12 protein-coding genes are annotated in these 13,799 nt (G+C 71.0%); 10 read left to right on the top strand and 2 right to left on the bottom strand.

All coding sequences use genetic code 11. The features are described from left to right. Positions 1-4: 4 nt before the first annotated feature. Positions 5-838, top strand: a complete 834-nt coding sequence (locus tag CCK91_RS11970) for a carbohydrate ABC transporter permease (RefSeq protein WP_064294695.1) — start codon at positions 5-7, stop codon at positions 836-838. A gap of 53 nt (positions 839-891) precedes the next feature. Next, positions 892-2,229: a glycoside hydrolase family 32 protein gene (locus CCK91_RS11975; protein ID WP_086474334.1), complete on the top strand. Its 1,338-nt coding sequence runs from the start codon at positions 892-894 to the stop codon at positions 2,227-2,229. Positions 2,230-2,270: 41 nt separating this feature from the next. Here the strand turns inward: CCK91_RS11975 and CCK91_RS11980 are convergent, their stop codons facing one another. Beyond that, positions 2,271-3,902, bottom strand: a complete 1,632-nt coding sequence (locus CCK91_RS11980) for a LuxR C-terminal-related transcriptional regulator (RefSeq protein WP_086474188.1) — start codon at positions 3,900-3,902, stop codon at positions 2,271-2,273. 175 nt (positions 3,903-4,077) lie between these two features. Between CCK91_RS11980 and CCK91_RS11985 the strand changes: the two genes are divergently transcribed. Beyond that, positions 4,078-7,197 carry a DUF7507 domain-containing protein gene (locus tag CCK91_RS11985; RefSeq protein ID WP_086474189.1) on the top strand — a complete coding sequence of 1,040 codons (3,120 nt, stop codon included), beginning with the start codon at positions 4,078-4,080 and terminating at the stop codon, positions 7,195-7,197. A gap of 83 nt (positions 7,198-7,280) precedes the next feature. Next, positions 7,281-7,841 (top strand): hypothetical protein, encoded by a 561-nt coding sequence (locus tag CCK91_RS11990; RefSeq protein ID WP_086474190.1) that lies wholly within the window; start codon positions 7,281-7,283, stop codon positions 7,839-7,841. Between the two features lie 6 nt (positions 7,842-7,847). Here CCK91_RS11990 and CCK91_RS11995 read toward each other — a convergent pair whose 3' ends face one another. Continuing rightward, on the bottom strand, positions 7,848-8,468 hold the full coding sequence (locus CCK91_RS11995) for an amino acid deaminase (RefSeq protein ID WP_207568223.1): 621 nt from the start codon (positions 8,466-8,468) through the stop codon (positions 7,848-7,850). 147 nt (positions 8,469-8,615) lie between these two features. On the opposite strand from CCK91_RS11995, the gene CCK91_RS12000 reads away from it, so the two are divergent. From CCK91_RS12000 to CCK91_RS12025, 6 genes are read left to right on the top strand one after another with little or no spacing between them, the layout of a single operon-like run. Next, positions 8,616-9,323 carry an HAD family hydrolase gene (locus tag CCK91_RS12000; RefSeq protein WP_207568224.1) on the top strand — a complete coding sequence of 236 codons (708 nt, stop codon included), beginning with the start codon at positions 8,616-8,618 and terminating at the stop codon, positions 9,321-9,323. 31 nt (positions 9,324-9,354) lie between these two features. Continuing rightward, a complete protein-coding gene (phnD, locus tag CCK91_RS12005; RefSeq protein ID WP_086474191.1) occupies positions 9,355-10,365 on the top strand; it encodes a phosphate/phosphite/phosphonate ABC transporter substrate-binding protein in 1,011 nt (336 codons plus the stop codon). A 39-nt stretch (positions 10,366-10,404) separates the two neighbouring features. Beyond that, positions 10,405-11,229 (top strand): phosphonate ABC transporter ATP-binding protein, encoded by an 825-nt coding sequence (gene phnC, locus CCK91_RS12010; RefSeq protein ID WP_086474192.1) that lies wholly within the window; start codon positions 10,405-10,407, stop codon positions 11,227-11,229. After that, positions 11,226-12,059 (top strand): phosphonate ABC transporter, permease protein PhnE, encoded by an 834-nt coding sequence (gene phnE / locus CCK91_RS12015; RefSeq protein ID WP_086474193.1) that lies wholly within the window; start codon positions 11,226-11,228, stop codon positions 12,057-12,059. Before phnC ends, phnE (CCK91_RS12015) begins: the two co-directional genes overlap by 4 nt. Continuing rightward, on the top strand, positions 12,056-12,931 hold the full coding sequence (phnE, locus tag CCK91_RS12020) for a phosphonate ABC transporter, permease protein PhnE (RefSeq protein WP_086474194.1): 876 nt from the start codon (positions 12,056-12,058) through the stop codon (positions 12,929-12,931). The genes phnE (CCK91_RS12015) and phnE (CCK91_RS12020) overlap by 4 nt, the downstream gene beginning before the upstream one ends. Beyond that, positions 12,912-13,784: a MurR/RpiR family transcriptional regulator gene (locus CCK91_RS12025; RefSeq protein WP_086474195.1), complete on the top strand. Its 873-nt coding sequence runs from the start codon at positions 12,912-12,914 to the stop codon at positions 13,782-13,784. Before phnE (CCK91_RS12020) ends, CCK91_RS12025 begins: the two co-directional genes overlap by 20 nt. Positions 13,785-13,799 lie beyond the last annotated feature (15 nt).

Consider the following 13,799-nt stretch of genomic DNA (forward strand, 5'->3'; position numbering starts at 1 on the left):
CCAGATGTCCATCGCAGCAGTCACCCCCGACTCGTCACGCCGCCGACTCGCCACGGCCGGGAAGTTCCTCGTCCTCGTCATCGCCGCCTTCCTCACCCTCGCTCCGGTGGTGTGGACGCTCATCACGGCCCTCACCCCCGCGAACGTCGCCACCGGGCAGACCGAGTTCGGCCCAGGAGCGTTCATCGACGTCTTCCAGAAGATCCCGATCCTGCTCTACACGTGGAACAGCGCGCTCGTGACGCTGCTCATCGCGGCCGGGCAGATGCTCAGTGCGGCGATGGCCGGCTACGTGTTCGCGCGCTTCGACTTCGGCGGCAAGCGCATCCTGTTCGGCCTCATCCTCGCCACGATGATGGTGCCGATGCAGGTGACGATCGTCCCCGTGTTCATGCTCATCCGCGGCATGGGACTCTCCGACACGCTCCTCGCGCTCATCATCCCGATGATCCCGACGGCGTTCGGCACGTTCCTCATGCGGCAGTACTTCATGGGGTTGCCGCCGGAGCTCGCCGAGGCGGCGCAGATCGACGGGGCGGGACCGTGGAAGATCTTCTTCCGCATCTACCTGCCGCTCGCCGCCCCGGGCCTCGCGATCGTCGGCATCCTCGCCTTCAACTACCACTGGAACGAGTTCTTCCGACCACTGATCCTCACGATCAGCGAGCAGAACTTCACCCTCCCGCTCGGGCTCGTGACCCTGCAGGGCAACCTCGGCACCGGGTCGGTCGCGACCGTCCTCGCCGGTGTCGTCCTGTCCATGATCCCGGCCGCGCTGGTCTTCGTCTTCGGCCAGAAGCCGCTGCGCGAGGGGCTCACCGCCGGCGTCAGCAAGTGATCAGCACCACCGCCCTCCCCTCGATCCGACTGATCTCGAACCGAAAGGAAGCCATGACCGGCCTCCACGCAACGCACGTCCTCGACCGCGGCTTCCCGCAGCTGCACCCACGACCCGAGGCCGGGTGGTTGAACGACCCCAACGGCATCATGTCCGTCGACGGTCGCTGGCACGTGTTCTTCCAGTACAACCCGGGGTCGGCCCGGCACGAGGACATCCACTGGGGTCACGTGAGCTCGCCGGACCTGCTCGCCTGGGAGGAGCACCCGGTGGCCCTGGCACCCCGCCCGGGCACCACCGACGGCTTCGGCTGTTGGAGCGGCGTCGGGGTCGTCGACCAGGGCCGGCCGGCCGTCGTCTACTCGGGCGCGCGTGATCGACACGGGTTCTCGGAGGTCGTCGTCGTCCACGGCTCGGCGGATGCGCAGGACTGGAGCGGCGAACGCATCGTCGCTGCCGGGCTCCCCGCGGATGAGCGCGTGACGATGGTGCGCGACCCGTTCGTCTTCGAGCTGGGTGGGCGCCGCTGGGCGATCCAGGGCGCCGGCCGTTCCGACGTCGGTGGCGCACTACTCCTGTACGGCGTCGACGACCTCGACGCCTGGAGCGAGGAGGGGTACCTGCTGACGGCCGAGGCGCCGGTCGTCTCGGAGCTCGCTCCGTGCGAAGGGTGGGAGTGCCCCCAGCTCGTGCGCGTCGGCGACGACTGGGTGCTGCTGGTGTCACTGTGGCTCGACGGCCAGCCGCACCGCGGGGTGGCCTGGGTCCTCGGCTCGATGGAGCTCGACGAGGCCACCGGGCGGCCGGTGTTCAGCGCTCGCCGGACCGGCATCATCGACGAGGGATCGAGCTTCTACGCGCCGCAGGCCGTGCAGTCCGACGGCTCGGATGGACAGTCGGAGCGGGTGCTCCTCTGGGGCTGGGCCCAGGAGATCGCACCAGATGGCGTGCGCGGCCGGACGCAGGCGGACACCGACGCGCAGGGCTGGTCGGGCATGCTGACGTTCCCACGCGAGCTCGTGGTCCGCGGCGACGAGGTGGAGCTGATCCCCGCACGGGAACTGACGGGACTCCGCGCCGAGGTCGTCGACGCGGCGGAACTCCCCGATCAGGCGGAGGTGCGACTCACGGGCGCCGGCGCGGCCTCCCTCGAGCTGGCGGGTTCAGACACGCAGCTGATCTGGCACGGCGAGCTGGCCGAGGGCGACGAGGTCCGGATCCTCATCGACGCGTCCATCGTCGAGATCCACCACACCGGGCACCCCGCCCGGACGTTCCGCGCGTATCCGGCCGACGGCGAGCGGTACGCCGTGCGGCACGACGCGGGCGTGCGAGCCGACGCCTGGTCGCTGGCGCTCCCCGTCGCGGGCGGCGTGTCGGCGCCCCACTGACCCGGAGACGCGGTGACGCGCAGCGCTGGATGCGCCGCGCGTCACCGCTCGGTCGGAAGCAACCCCAACCGCCGTGCGGTGGCCAGCGCGTCCTCCCGGGAGTCGACCCCGAGCTTCCGGTAGACGTTCCGGAAGTGGAACTTCACCGTGTTCGCGGACACGTACAGCGCCTGCGCGATGTCCTGTCGGGTCCGGCCCTCCGCGGAGAGCTGGAGGATCCGGCGCTCGGTGGCGGTGAGCTCCACGAGCTGCACGGTCTCCGGCGTCGGCTCGGGACTCGAGGCGAGCGTCCGCTCGATCCGCGCATGGGTCTCGCTGGGCGACATCGTGCCGAGGAGCTGCCGAAGCGGCCTGCGCGGCGCGACCACGAACGGTGTGAGCATCCCCGTCCGCGCCGTCGTCGCGATCGCCTGCAGGAGATGCCGCCGACCGTCCTCGTCCGAGTCGTCGGCGAGCGCGGAGGTGATGAGCAGCTCCGTCTGCGCACCGGCGTCGATGTGCTCCTCCGCGAGCCCGGCGGTGGCGAGCTCCCGGGCGAGGGGTTTGCGGTCGGTCAGGAGCGCGAGCCGCGAGGCGACCGCCGCGGTGTGGGCGTTCCGGTCACGGCCGTCGAGGAGGACGCTGGCCTCCGTCGGACGGTCGAGGGCGAGGAGGAGTGACGCCTCCACGGCGTCGAGGAGGCGCTCCGACCCGGCATGACGCAGGCTGCGACCGGCGAACACCCGGGTGCGTTCGATGAGCTGCAGCGCCGCCCGTCGATCGCCCCAGAGGAGTGCGTGCTGCGCCTGCGCGTAGGTGATGAACGGCGCCCAGGACCGTTCACGGTTGACCTGCAGCTCCAGGGTCGCGAGCGCTGCCTCCGCCGCCACACGGTCGACACGGGCGATGGCGATCAACGCCCGGGCGATCGAACCGGACAGTTGGACCAAGGGCACCATCCACCCATGGGCGCCGCCCCCGTCGTCGTGGCGCCCGAGCCAGCGGTCCGCCTCCACGATCTCGCCGCGCACCGCGTAGAGCAGGGCGAGCTTGCCGGAGGCGTCACCGCCGTTCCGGCCGTCCCACGACTCGTGCCGGAGTTCGTACGCCTCGCGGAGCACGAGGCTCGCCTCGTGGAGGTCACCCACGAGCAGTTTCGTGATCCCCACCTGCAGCAGGGCGGTGGGGACACGGGGCGCGAACTCGGTCGGGCGGTGCACGCGGGCCCGTCGCGCGAGCTCCTCGGTGATCCGCGCGTAATGCAACGCCCGCTGGTGCCGACCGTGCACGCGGTAGGCGATCATGAACGCCGTCGATGCGCTGAGGCTGATGCGCGCGAGCTCGCCGCGGGCTCGGTCTCGGAGGTCGTCGGGATCGTTCGGGAGCTGGAACCGCGCCACCGACTGGTCGAGTGCGTCGGTCTCCCCACGGATGTTGAGCCGGATCTCCCGGACGGCGAAGACGATGGGGTGGTTCGAGAGCACCCGCGCCGGGAGCGCCTGCAGTGCGTGGTCGAGTGTCGCGAGGTCGAGCGCCATGAGGATCCCCCACTCGTACTCGATCACCGAGACGACCGTGTCCCAGTCCTCCTCCTGGATGGCCGTGGTGAGGAGACGGGTGACCGGGGCGACGTCCGTGGGGTGGAGGAACCCCGCCCCGAGGGAGGGAAAGTACCTATTCCGACCGATGCGCACGGGTCAACCCTAAGTGACCGTCACCTGTCGGGGAACACCCGGGGCAGGATGCGGGGTGGTCTTTGGCCGATCCGCCCGGGCCGCGTCGGGGTTGCCGCTCTACTGATCCTCGGCCCCACAGCTGGGGCCAGGTTTTCGGCGGGCGCACCGCCGCTTCACGGGGAAGGCAACACACATGCAGCAGCACACGGGTCGAAGGAGTCACCGCGCACGGTGGCGGAACCGGTGGGGCGCACCGTCCGCCGGTCGCGCGACCATGGGGATCATCGGGGTGACCGTCCTGTCGGCGCTCTCGCTCGTCGGGGTCGGCTCGAGCGCGCAGGCGCTGCCGGGGACGCCGGGAACACCGCAGTCGGGCTCGGTCGTCTACACCGAGGACTTCGAGAACGGCGTGACGTCGCCGACGTACATCGAGGACTACGTCGGAGCCGACGGCACGCGGTACACCGCGGACGCCTCCTGGCGCGACCACACCCAGTGCAACGGCAACATCACGAGCTTCGCCTCGTCCGCGGAGCCGCAGTGCCTCGCGGCGTCGGCGTCCGGTGAAGGGCGCACGCGGCAGCTCGCCTGGGCCCTCGGCGCCGGCGACACGGCCAACCACTCCGTGAGCGCCTGGACCTCGCAGCAGAACCTCACGATGAACCCGCCGAACGCGGTCGAGTTCGCGACCGTCGACCCGATCGCGCTCACGAGCGCCGGCCGGTACCTCACGACCTCGGTGGATCTCGCGGCGGTGTCCTGCAACGCGTCGCAGCAGCCCGTCCTCGAGTTCTTCCTCACCGACGACCAGGGCGGTGCGCACTCCGTCGGGGCCATCAACGGTTGTACCGCAGCCGGCTCCCGGTCCGTCACGGCACCGGCCACCGGTGCGGCAGGGGCCGAGAACGTCCGCGTCGGCACCTACGTCTCGCCGGGAGCGGTCCTGCTCCCCGGGGCGACCGTCGGCATCGTCGCCCGCAACCTGACCGGCGGCGGCACGGCCGGCAACGACCACGCCTTCGACAACATCCAGGTGCTCGACGTCTCCCCGCAATTGGACAAGTCGTTCAGCCCGGCGAGCGTCGTCGCCGGTGAGACGTCCACGCTGACCCTCACGATCACGAACACCGACGAGCTCGCGGCGAAGAACGGCTGGTCCTTCACGGACGCGCTGCCCGCCGGCCTGACGATCGCCGACGGCGACGCCTCGACCACCTGCCCGTCGGGTGTCGTCACCGCGCCCGAGGGCGGCTCGTCGATCGACGTCACCGGGAACCTCAGCCAGGGGATGACCTCCTGCGCCGTCACCGTCGAGGTCACCTCGCCCGTCGCCGGGACCTTCACGAACGGTCCCGACAACATCACGAGCGTGGGCCTCAACCCGCCGGCCGACGCCACGGTCGAGTTCGTGCCGCGGGCCCCCGCGATCACCGTCGTGAAGTCCGCGTCCCCCGCTGCTGCGGAGTACGCCGTCGGCGACGAGATCACCTACTCCTTCCTCGTCACCAACACCGGCAACGTCCCGCTCACCGACGTCCAGGTCGACGAGGGCGCGTTCACCGGGACCGGTGACCTCTCCGATGTCGTCTGCCCGGCGGGAGCCGCCTCGCTCGCGCCTACGGCGACCGTCACCTGTGAGGCCACCTACACGATGACGCAGGCCGACATCGATGCCGGTAGCGTCTCCAACTCGGCCACTGCGACCGGGACACCGCCCCAGGGCCAGCCGCCGGTCTCACCGCCGTCCGAGGTCACCATCCCGGGCGTGGCCCAGGCCCCGGCACTCACCGTCGCGAAGTCGGCGACGCCGACGACGGTCGCGAACGCAGGCGACGACGTCACGTACTCCTTCCTCGTCACCAACACCGGCAACGTCACCCTCTCCGACGTCTCGATCATCGAGGGCGACTTCACCGGCTCCGGCGAGCTCTCCGACGTGGTCTGCCCGCCCGCAGCGGGCTCGCTCGCCCCGGCGGCGACCGTCACCTGCGAAGCGAGCTACACGGTCACGCAGGCCGACGTCGACGCCGGCTCGGTGACCAACTCGGCGACCGCGACCGGCACCCCGCCGGCAGGCGGCACTCCCCCGGTCTCACCGCCGTCGGAGACCACGGTCGAGTTCCCCGCCGCGCCCGCCATCACGGTGGCGAAGTCCGCGACGCCGACCACGGTCGCGAACGCCGGAGAGGACGTCACCTACTCGTTCCTCGTCACGAACACCGGCAACGTCACCCTCACCGACGTCCAGGTCATCGAGGGCGAGTTCACCGGCACCGGCGAGCTGTCCGACGTGGTGTGCCCGCCCGCGGCAGGCGCGCTCGCCCCAGCTGCGACCGTCACCTGCGAGGCCACCTACACGGTGACCCAGGCCGACGTCGACGCGGGATCGGTCACGAACAGCGCGACCGCGACCGGCACCCCGCCGAACGGTGGTACTCCCCCGGTCTCGCCGCCGTCGGACACCACCGTCGCGTTCCCGGCGACACCGGCCATCACGGTCGTGAAGTCGGCCGATGCGGTGGCTCAGGACGGCCTCGCGGTCGGCCAGGTCGTCACCTACTCCTTCCTCCTCACCAACACCGGGAACGTCACGCTGACGAACCCGACGGTGGTGGAAGGGGAGTTCTCCGGCGCCGGCGAGCTGTCCGACGTCGTCTGCCCGGCCGAAGCCGCTTCGTTGGCGCCGGGCGCGACGATCACCTGCGAGGCCACCTACACGGTCGTGCAGGCCGACGTCGACGCGGGCCTGATCACGAACTCGGCGACCGCGACGGCCACGCCGCCGAACAGCGTGAACGGTGTGCCGCCGGTCTCGCCGCCGTCCGAGGTCACGATCCCGTCGCCGCCGGTCCCCGGTCTCTCGGTGGTCAAGACGGCCGACGTCGAGCGGGCCACGACTGCGGGACAGGTCGTCACCTACTCGTTCCAGGTGACGAACACCGGCAACGTCACGCTGCGTGACGTCGCGGTCCAGGAGGGTGACTTCACCGGCACCGGGACGCTCTCGGCGATCACCTGCCCGACCGGCACGGCGCTCCTCGCCCCCGGCCTCCAGGTCGTCTGCACCGCGACCTACACGGTCACCCAGGCTGACCTGAACGCGGGCTCGATCCGCAACACCGCGTTCGGGACCGGCACGACGCCGGGCGGCGAGTCGTTCACCTCCGACCCGTCCACGGCCACCGTGCGCACGCCGGGTCCGGTGCTCGCCTCGACCGGAACGACCTTCGCACCGCTGGTGGTCGGGGCGGCGATCCTGCTGCTGCTCGGTACCGGGCTCGTCATCCGACGCCGCCTCGTCACCGGGCGCTGACCCGGACCTGACCGATCGGGCGGGTCGAGCCTTCGGGCTCGGCCCGCCCGTCGTACTTCCACCACCACTACCCTGTTGAGGCCATGAGATCCGCGACCACCACGACCCTGCTGCGCTGCGCGGCCTTCGGCGCCGTCGGTGCCGTCGTCCTGTTCCTCGTCAGCCCGCTGACGTCGACCGCCGCGGTGCTCAACCCGGTGCTCTACGCCGCGATCGCCGCCGTCACGATGGTGATGCCGATGCTCGCCAGGCGCTGGACGGGCGTCCCCGGTGCGACGGTGCTCACCGCAGCCGTCACGGGGCTCCTGGCGCTGCCCGTCACGGCCCTCGGCCCGGCGATCATCGTCGCGCTCGTCGTTCCGGCAGCCGCGATCGACCTGGTGCTCGCCCGCCGCCGTCACCCCGGCCGCGTGACGACCTGGCTTGCGGCTGCGGCCGGTGGCGTCGCGATCTGGGCACTGTCGTTCGCGCTGATCTCGCCCGACCTCGTCTCGCCGGTGCTCGTCATCGTGCTGCTCGTGGTCCGCGTCGTGAGCTATGTCCTCGCCATGGAGCTGGCCGGTCTCGTCGCCGGGCGCCTCCGCCGATCCGGCGTGCGATCAGGGCGTCGCCGGGACGCCCACCGAGGATCCTCCGACGCCTGATCCGCGTCAGCCTTCGACAGCCGCGTTCCACCGGGGACGGTCGGGGTCGGCGTCCCACTCCTCCAGCACCGCCGCTCCGGAGGCGACCGGGAAGGTCGTGATCAGGCGTTCGTCGATGCCGTACACGAGCGCGACGGCGTCGGTGTCCGTCGGGTCACCGAGCCCCAGAACCATCCGACCGATCGGCCCGTCGGCCATCCGTACCGGTCGTGCGAGCAGGTCCTGCGCGGCCGCCGTCACCCGCGACAGCAGGGACGACGCACGGGCCCACGGGACGAACTCGTCGTCGGGGAGCCCGAACGCGCGCGCGAGCGTTCCGTCCAGCCAGCGGTCGCGCTTCAACCCGTACGGCGTCGGGACCGACGAGAGCAGATAGCCGTACACGTGGAGGAGCCCGGCGTTCCCGACGGGCCAGGCCGCGGCGAGGCCGGCGCGCGCATGGAGCGCCTCGAACAGCGCACGTGGGATCACGGGCCCGCCGGTGTGCTCGTCGATGACGGTCGACGCACCCCACGAGGCGAACCGGCCGGCCGCCGTGTCGTCGTCGATCGCCGCGCCCAACCAGGAGTGCTCCTCGAGCACGGTCGAGGGTTCGGTCTCTGCTCGTCGCGCGAGCTCCGTCATCATCACAGCACCAGAGCATAGGCGGCTCGTGCGTCGGTGAATTCACCCGCCGTTCACCCGCCATGGTGATTGCGTCCACACTCGCCATCCATGATGGACGCAGCGTCCGCAGGAGCGGCCGTGTGAACGACACGCTCAGAAGGAGCGCCTGTGGCCCCCACCATCCTCTTCGATTTCGACGGCACCCTCGCCCTCGGCGACGGGCCGATCACGGCCTTCGCCCGCGCAATCGCCGAGCGCACCGGCAACACCGGATTCGCGATGCGCGCCGAGGCCGCCCTCGCCGCATTCACGAACGGCGAGACAGACGCCCGCGACGGGTACGACGCCGTGACCCGGATCGCCCGCGAAGCCGGCGTCGGCGCCGACGTCATCGGCGCGTCCTACGACGACTCCCGCGCGCTGCTCGGCTCGAGCGAAGCGGCGGTCGACTCCCCTGAGGGCCTGCCCGCGTTCCTCGAGACGTTGGGCGCCCACGCCCGACTCGTCCTGGCCACGAACGCCCCCGGCGACGGCATCACGGCGCTCCTCCAGTCCTGGGGCGTCGCCGAGGCGTTCGACGCCGTGCACTTCACCGTCGGGAAGCCGGCCGGACTCGTCCCGCTCATCCGCGACGCGCTCGCCGCCGGCCCCGTCCTCGCCGTCGGCGACATCGTCGAGAACGACCTCGCTCCCGCCGCCGAGCTGGGCGCCGACACCGCCCTCGTCGGCGCGACCTTCGAGCGCTCGACGGCCACCGCCACGATGCGTGGGCGGTCGCTCGCCGATCTGTACGAGCAGATCATCGCCTGGGCCGCAGCAGCATCGCGCCTCCCCGACGCCTCCCAGACCTCCACTCCCGCTCCGTCCGCCTCCTGATCACCCTCCACCCTCGAAAGGCATCCCGAACATGCGCAAGACCCTGCTCCTCACCGGCGTCGCGGCCGTCGCCGCCCTCGCCCTCGCCGGCTGCAGCCCCGCCGCCTCGTCCCCGTCGGCCACGGGCACGGCATCCTGGCCCGACTCCATCACCATCTCGCTCGTGCCGTCGGTGGAGGGCGAGGACCTCGCCGAAGCACTCGACCCGCTCACCAGCTACCTGTCGGAGAACCTCGGCATCGAGGTCAACGGGGTCGTCGCGACCGACTACGCCGCGACCGTCGAGGCCCTCGGCAGCGACCAGGCGCAGGTCATCATCACCGACGCCGGCTCGCTCTACAACGCGACCGAGCGCTACGACGCGAACCTCGTCCTGCGCGACGTCCGCTTCGGCGCGACCTCGTACGCGTCGGTCGCCTACACGAACAACCCCGACAAGTACTGCGCTGAGGCGCCGGTCATGGTCACCTATGCGGCGAGCGACACCCCGCTCTCGTACTGCAACGGCATCGAGCCCGGCGCAGACGCTGCGACCGGCGCAGGGCCGGCGGCACTGAAGGCCCTCGACAAGATCTCGAAGGGCACCAAGGTCGCCCTGCAGGCCGCGACCTCACCCGCCGGATACCAGTACCCCGTGGTCGCCATGCGTGACGCCGGCATCGACACCGACGCCGACATCACCCAGGTGCCGGTCGAAGGCAACAACAACGCGGTCCTCTCCGTCTACAACGGCGACGCCGAGGTCTCGTTCGGCTACTGGGACGCGCGCACGACCGTCCTCAAGGAGGCGCCCGACGTCGCCGACAAGGTCGTCGCCTTCGCCTACACCGAGATGATCCCCAACGGTGGCGTCGCCGTCTCGAAGTCGCTCCCGGCCGACCTCACCAAGCAGCTCACGAAGCTCATGGCGGGCTACGCGGACTCCTCCGACGCGGCGAAGAAGGTCATGTTCGACCTCGTCGGCCTCTCCGGCTGGACCGACAAGACCGCACCGGACGAGATCACCCGCTACGGCGAGATCCTCGACCAGTTCTCGAACTGACCCGCTCCAACCGATCGACCCTCTCCAGGAATCCGGTGCATGAACACTGATCAGCATCGCGCGGAGGCCCGAGCCCAGCTCGCGGCCTCCGCGTCGTGGTCCATCCGTCTCGACGACGTCTCGGTCACCTACCCGAACGGCACGAAGGCGCTCCGCAACGTCTCACTCGACATCGCCGCCGGGGAGATGGTCTCCGTCGTGGGGCTCTCCGGCTCCGGCAAGTCGACGCTCATCCGCACGATCAACGGCCTCGTGCCGGCGACGAGCGGGACCGTCGCCGTCGGGCCGCACACCGTCACCGGTCTGCGCGGCCGGCAGCTGCGTCGTCTGCGCGGGCACGTCGGCATGATCTTCCAGGGCTTCAACCTGGCCGACCGGACGAGTGTGTACCGCAACGTGCTCGTCGGCCGGTTCGCCAGCACCCCGACGTACCGGAACGTCCTCGGCCTGACGACGGCTACCGACCGGGAGCTCGCGCTGCGCTCGCTCCAGTCGGTCGGCATGCTCGACAAGGTCTGGACCCGCGCGGCGCAGCTCTCCGGCGGGCAGAAGCAGCGTGTCGCGATCGCCCGCGCCCTCACGCAGCAGCCGAGCGTCATGCTCGCCGACGAGCCCGTCGCGAGCCTCGACCCGCCGACCGCGCACACAGTGATGAACGACCTGCGCCGGGTGAACACCGAGACGGGCCTCACGGTGCTCGTGAACATCCATCTCATGGACCTCGCGCGCACCTACACGACGCGCATGATCGGGCTCCGCGACGGCGAACTCGTCTACGACGGCTCCGCAGCCGACGCGACCGAGGCGGACTTCGAGCGGATCTACGGTCGCCCGATCCAGCCCGACGATCGGCTCGACCGATGACGGCGACCGGGACCGACGTGAAGCTGCCGTCCGGGACCGACTGGCAGCTGCCGCCCAGGCCGAGCACCCGGCTGCGGACCGCCCTCATCATCGGGGCCGTGGCCGCCTTCACGATCGCCACCTGCCTCCCTGCGATCGGCGGCGTGCAGCTCGACTTCGGCGCGCTCATCTCCCACTGGGACAACGGATCCGGGCTGCTCCTCCAGCTCTTCCAACCCGACTTCGCCTTCCTACCCCGCACGGTGCAACCGATGCTGGAGACGCTGCAGATGGCGCTCGTAGGTGCGGTGGCCGCTGCGCTGCTGTCCGTCCCGCTGACGCTGTGGGCGGCAGCCCCGACGAACCCGAACGGTCTGTCGCGTCGCATCCTGCGCGCGATCGTCAACGTCATCCGAGCGGTGCCCGACCTCGTCTACGCGACCATCCTCGTCGCCATGGTCGGCGTCGGTGCGCTGCCCGGCCTCCTGACGCTCTTCCTCTTCGACCTCGGCATCATCGTCAAACTCGTCTCGGAGGCGATCGACTCGGCCGACCACCCGTACATCGAGGCCGGCAAGGCCGCCGGTGGGACGCAGACGCAGATCAACCGCGTCACCGTCCTCCCGCAGGTCTGGCCGCTGTTCGCGAACCAGTGGCTGTACACCCTGGAGCTCAACGTCCGCATCTCCGCCATCCTCGGCATCGTGGGTGCCGGCGGCATCGGTCGGCTGCTCGACGAACGGCGGGCGTTCTACGCCTACGACGACGTCTCGGTGATCGTCCTCGAGATCCTCGTCGTCGTCGTGCTCATCGAGGTCGCGTCCAACCTGCTGCGGAGGCGACTCGTATGACCGCGAACGATCCGAACCCCGTGCTCCCCCGCCGTCCCTCTCGACTCGTCCCGACCATCGCGGCCGTCGCCGTCGGGATCGTCGTCATCGCCGCGACCGCCGGCCTGCCGATCGACTGGCGCGACCTCGGCACCGTCCCGGCGCAGCTCGTGCACTTCGGCGGGCTCATGTTCGAGAGCCCGAACTGGGAGAAGCTGCCGCGGGCCCTCACCGAGATGTGGCGGTCGATCTCGATGGCCTGGATCGGGGCCATCCTCTGCGTCCTCGTGTCGATCCCGCTCGGCATGCTCGCCGCAGGGTCGGTCGGTCCGGTCTGGCTGCGGCTGCCGATGCGCGGGGTGTTCGCCGTCATCCGCGCGGTCCCGGAGGTGATCATCGCCCTCATCCTGCTCACGATCACCGGGCTCACCCCGTTCACAGGCGCGCTCGCCCTCGGGATCGCCGGCATCGGCACCCAGGGGAAGTGGGTCTACGAGACGATCGAGTCCGTGCAGGAGGGCGCCTCGGAGGCCGTCCGCGCGGCCGGTGGCGGTACCGCCGAGGTGACGCGCTGGGCGCTCTGGCCCGCCGCCGCCCCGGCACTGCTGTCGCTCGCGCTCTACCGGTTCGAGATCAACATCCGCACCTCGGCGGTCCTCGGGCTCGTCGGCGCGGGCGGGATCGGCAGCATGCTGGCGAACTACACCAACTATCGCCAGTGGGATACAGTCGGGATGCTGCTGATCGTGGTGGTCGTCGTGACCATGACGATGGACGCGATCTCGGGTGCCATCCGACGCCGGGTCACCCGGGGCCCCGGCGTCGCCCGCACCACCCGTACCGCCCTTCCCGCCCGCACGACGAGGAGCCGCAATGTGGACAGGGTCCGCTGACGCCCCGCCGACGGCCAGGATCGCGATGCTCGCGCCGTCGCTCCAGCCGAGCGAACGCCGCGTGGCCGAGACGGTGGCCGAGGACATCGAGGCGAGCATCGAGCGCACCGCTCAGGAGGTCGCCGACCTCGCCGGTGTCGGCCGCGCCACCGTCATCCGCACCGCGCAGTCGCTCGGGTACGAGGGCTACCCGCAGCTGCGCGTCGCCCTCACCCGCGAGGTCGCGCTCGGGACACCGACCGCCCGCGACGATGGTGACGACACGATGCTCGGCACCCTCCGCGGGGCCGTCGACCACTTCGCCGGTCGCCTCGGCCAGACGACGTCGGCGATGACGGAGGAGACGCTCGAACGGTTCGTCCGCGTGCTCGACGAGGCGCCGAGACTGCTCATCGCGGCGAACGGCCTCTCCTCACCGCTCGGGTCCGATCTGGCGATGCGGCTCATCTCGGCCGGCCGACCGGCCGAGTACCTGCCCGACACGCTCGGGCAGCAGATCGCCGCCACCCATCTCGGCCCGGGCGCGGCGTGTCTGGTCCTGTCGGGCTCGGGCGCGAACCGGGCGTCCGTCGACGTGGCCGCGGCAGCTCGAGCGAGTGGCGCGACCGTCCTCGCGATCACCTCCTTCCCGCGCTCGGCCGTCGCCGAACTCGCCGATGTCGCGCTCGTGGTCGCTCCCATCGACGCGACCTTCCGGGACGAACTCGTGCACACCTCCCGGGCGGCCATCATGCTCGTGACGGAATCCGTGGTCGGTCTGCTCGTGGGCCGACGTGGCGATCGTGCGCAGCGCGCCCAGTCGGCGACGCTCGCGGTCATCAGCGGCTCGCTGTCGGACGACGCCTCGGACTGACCCGGCTCGGGCTGG

This window comes from Plantibacter elymi (nom. nud.) (assembly GCF_900177795.1).
Lineage (GTDB): Bacteria > Actinomycetota > Actinomycetes > Actinomycetales > Microbacteriaceae > Plantibacter > Plantibacter elymi.

Excerpts from the sequence above, each read along its gene's own strand:
- phnD (WP_086474191.1), top strand. The coding sequence starts at position 9,355 with ATGCGCAAGACCCTGCTCCTCACCGGCGTCGCGGCCGTCGCCGCCCTC.
- CCK91_RS11975 (WP_086474334.1), top strand. The coding sequence starts at position 892 with ATGACCGGCCTCCACGCAACGCACGTCCTCGACCGCGGCTTCCCGCAG.
- phnE (WP_086474193.1), top strand. The coding sequence starts at position 11,226 with ATGACGGCGACCGGGACCGACGTGAAGCTGCCGTCCGGGACCGACTGG.
- CCK91_RS11995 (WP_207568223.1), bottom strand. The coding sequence starts at position 8,468 with ATGATGACGGAGCTCGCGCGACGAGCAGAGACCGAACCCTCGACCGTG.
- CCK91_RS11970 (WP_064294695.1), top strand. The coding sequence starts at position 5 with ATGTCCATCGCAGCAGTCACCCCCGACTCGTCACGCCGCCGACTCGCC.
- phnC (WP_086474192.1), top strand. The coding sequence starts at position 10,405 with ATGAACACTGATCAGCATCGCGCGGAGGCCCGAGCCCAGCTCGCGGCC.
- CCK91_RS12025 (WP_086474195.1), top strand. The coding sequence starts at position 12,912 with ATGTGGACAGGGTCCGCTGACGCCCCGCCGACGGCCAGGATCGCGATG.
- CCK91_RS11985 (WP_086474189.1), top strand. The coding sequence starts at position 4,078 with ATGCAGCAGCACACGGGTCGAAGGAGTCACCGCGCACGGTGGCGGAAC.
- phnE (WP_086474194.1), top strand. The coding sequence starts at position 12,056 with ATGACCGCGAACGATCCGAACCCCGTGCTCCCCCGCCGTCCCTCTCGA.
- CCK91_RS11990 (WP_086474190.1), top strand. The coding sequence starts at position 7,281 with ATGAGATCCGCGACCACCACGACCCTGCTGCGCTGCGCGGCCTTCGGC.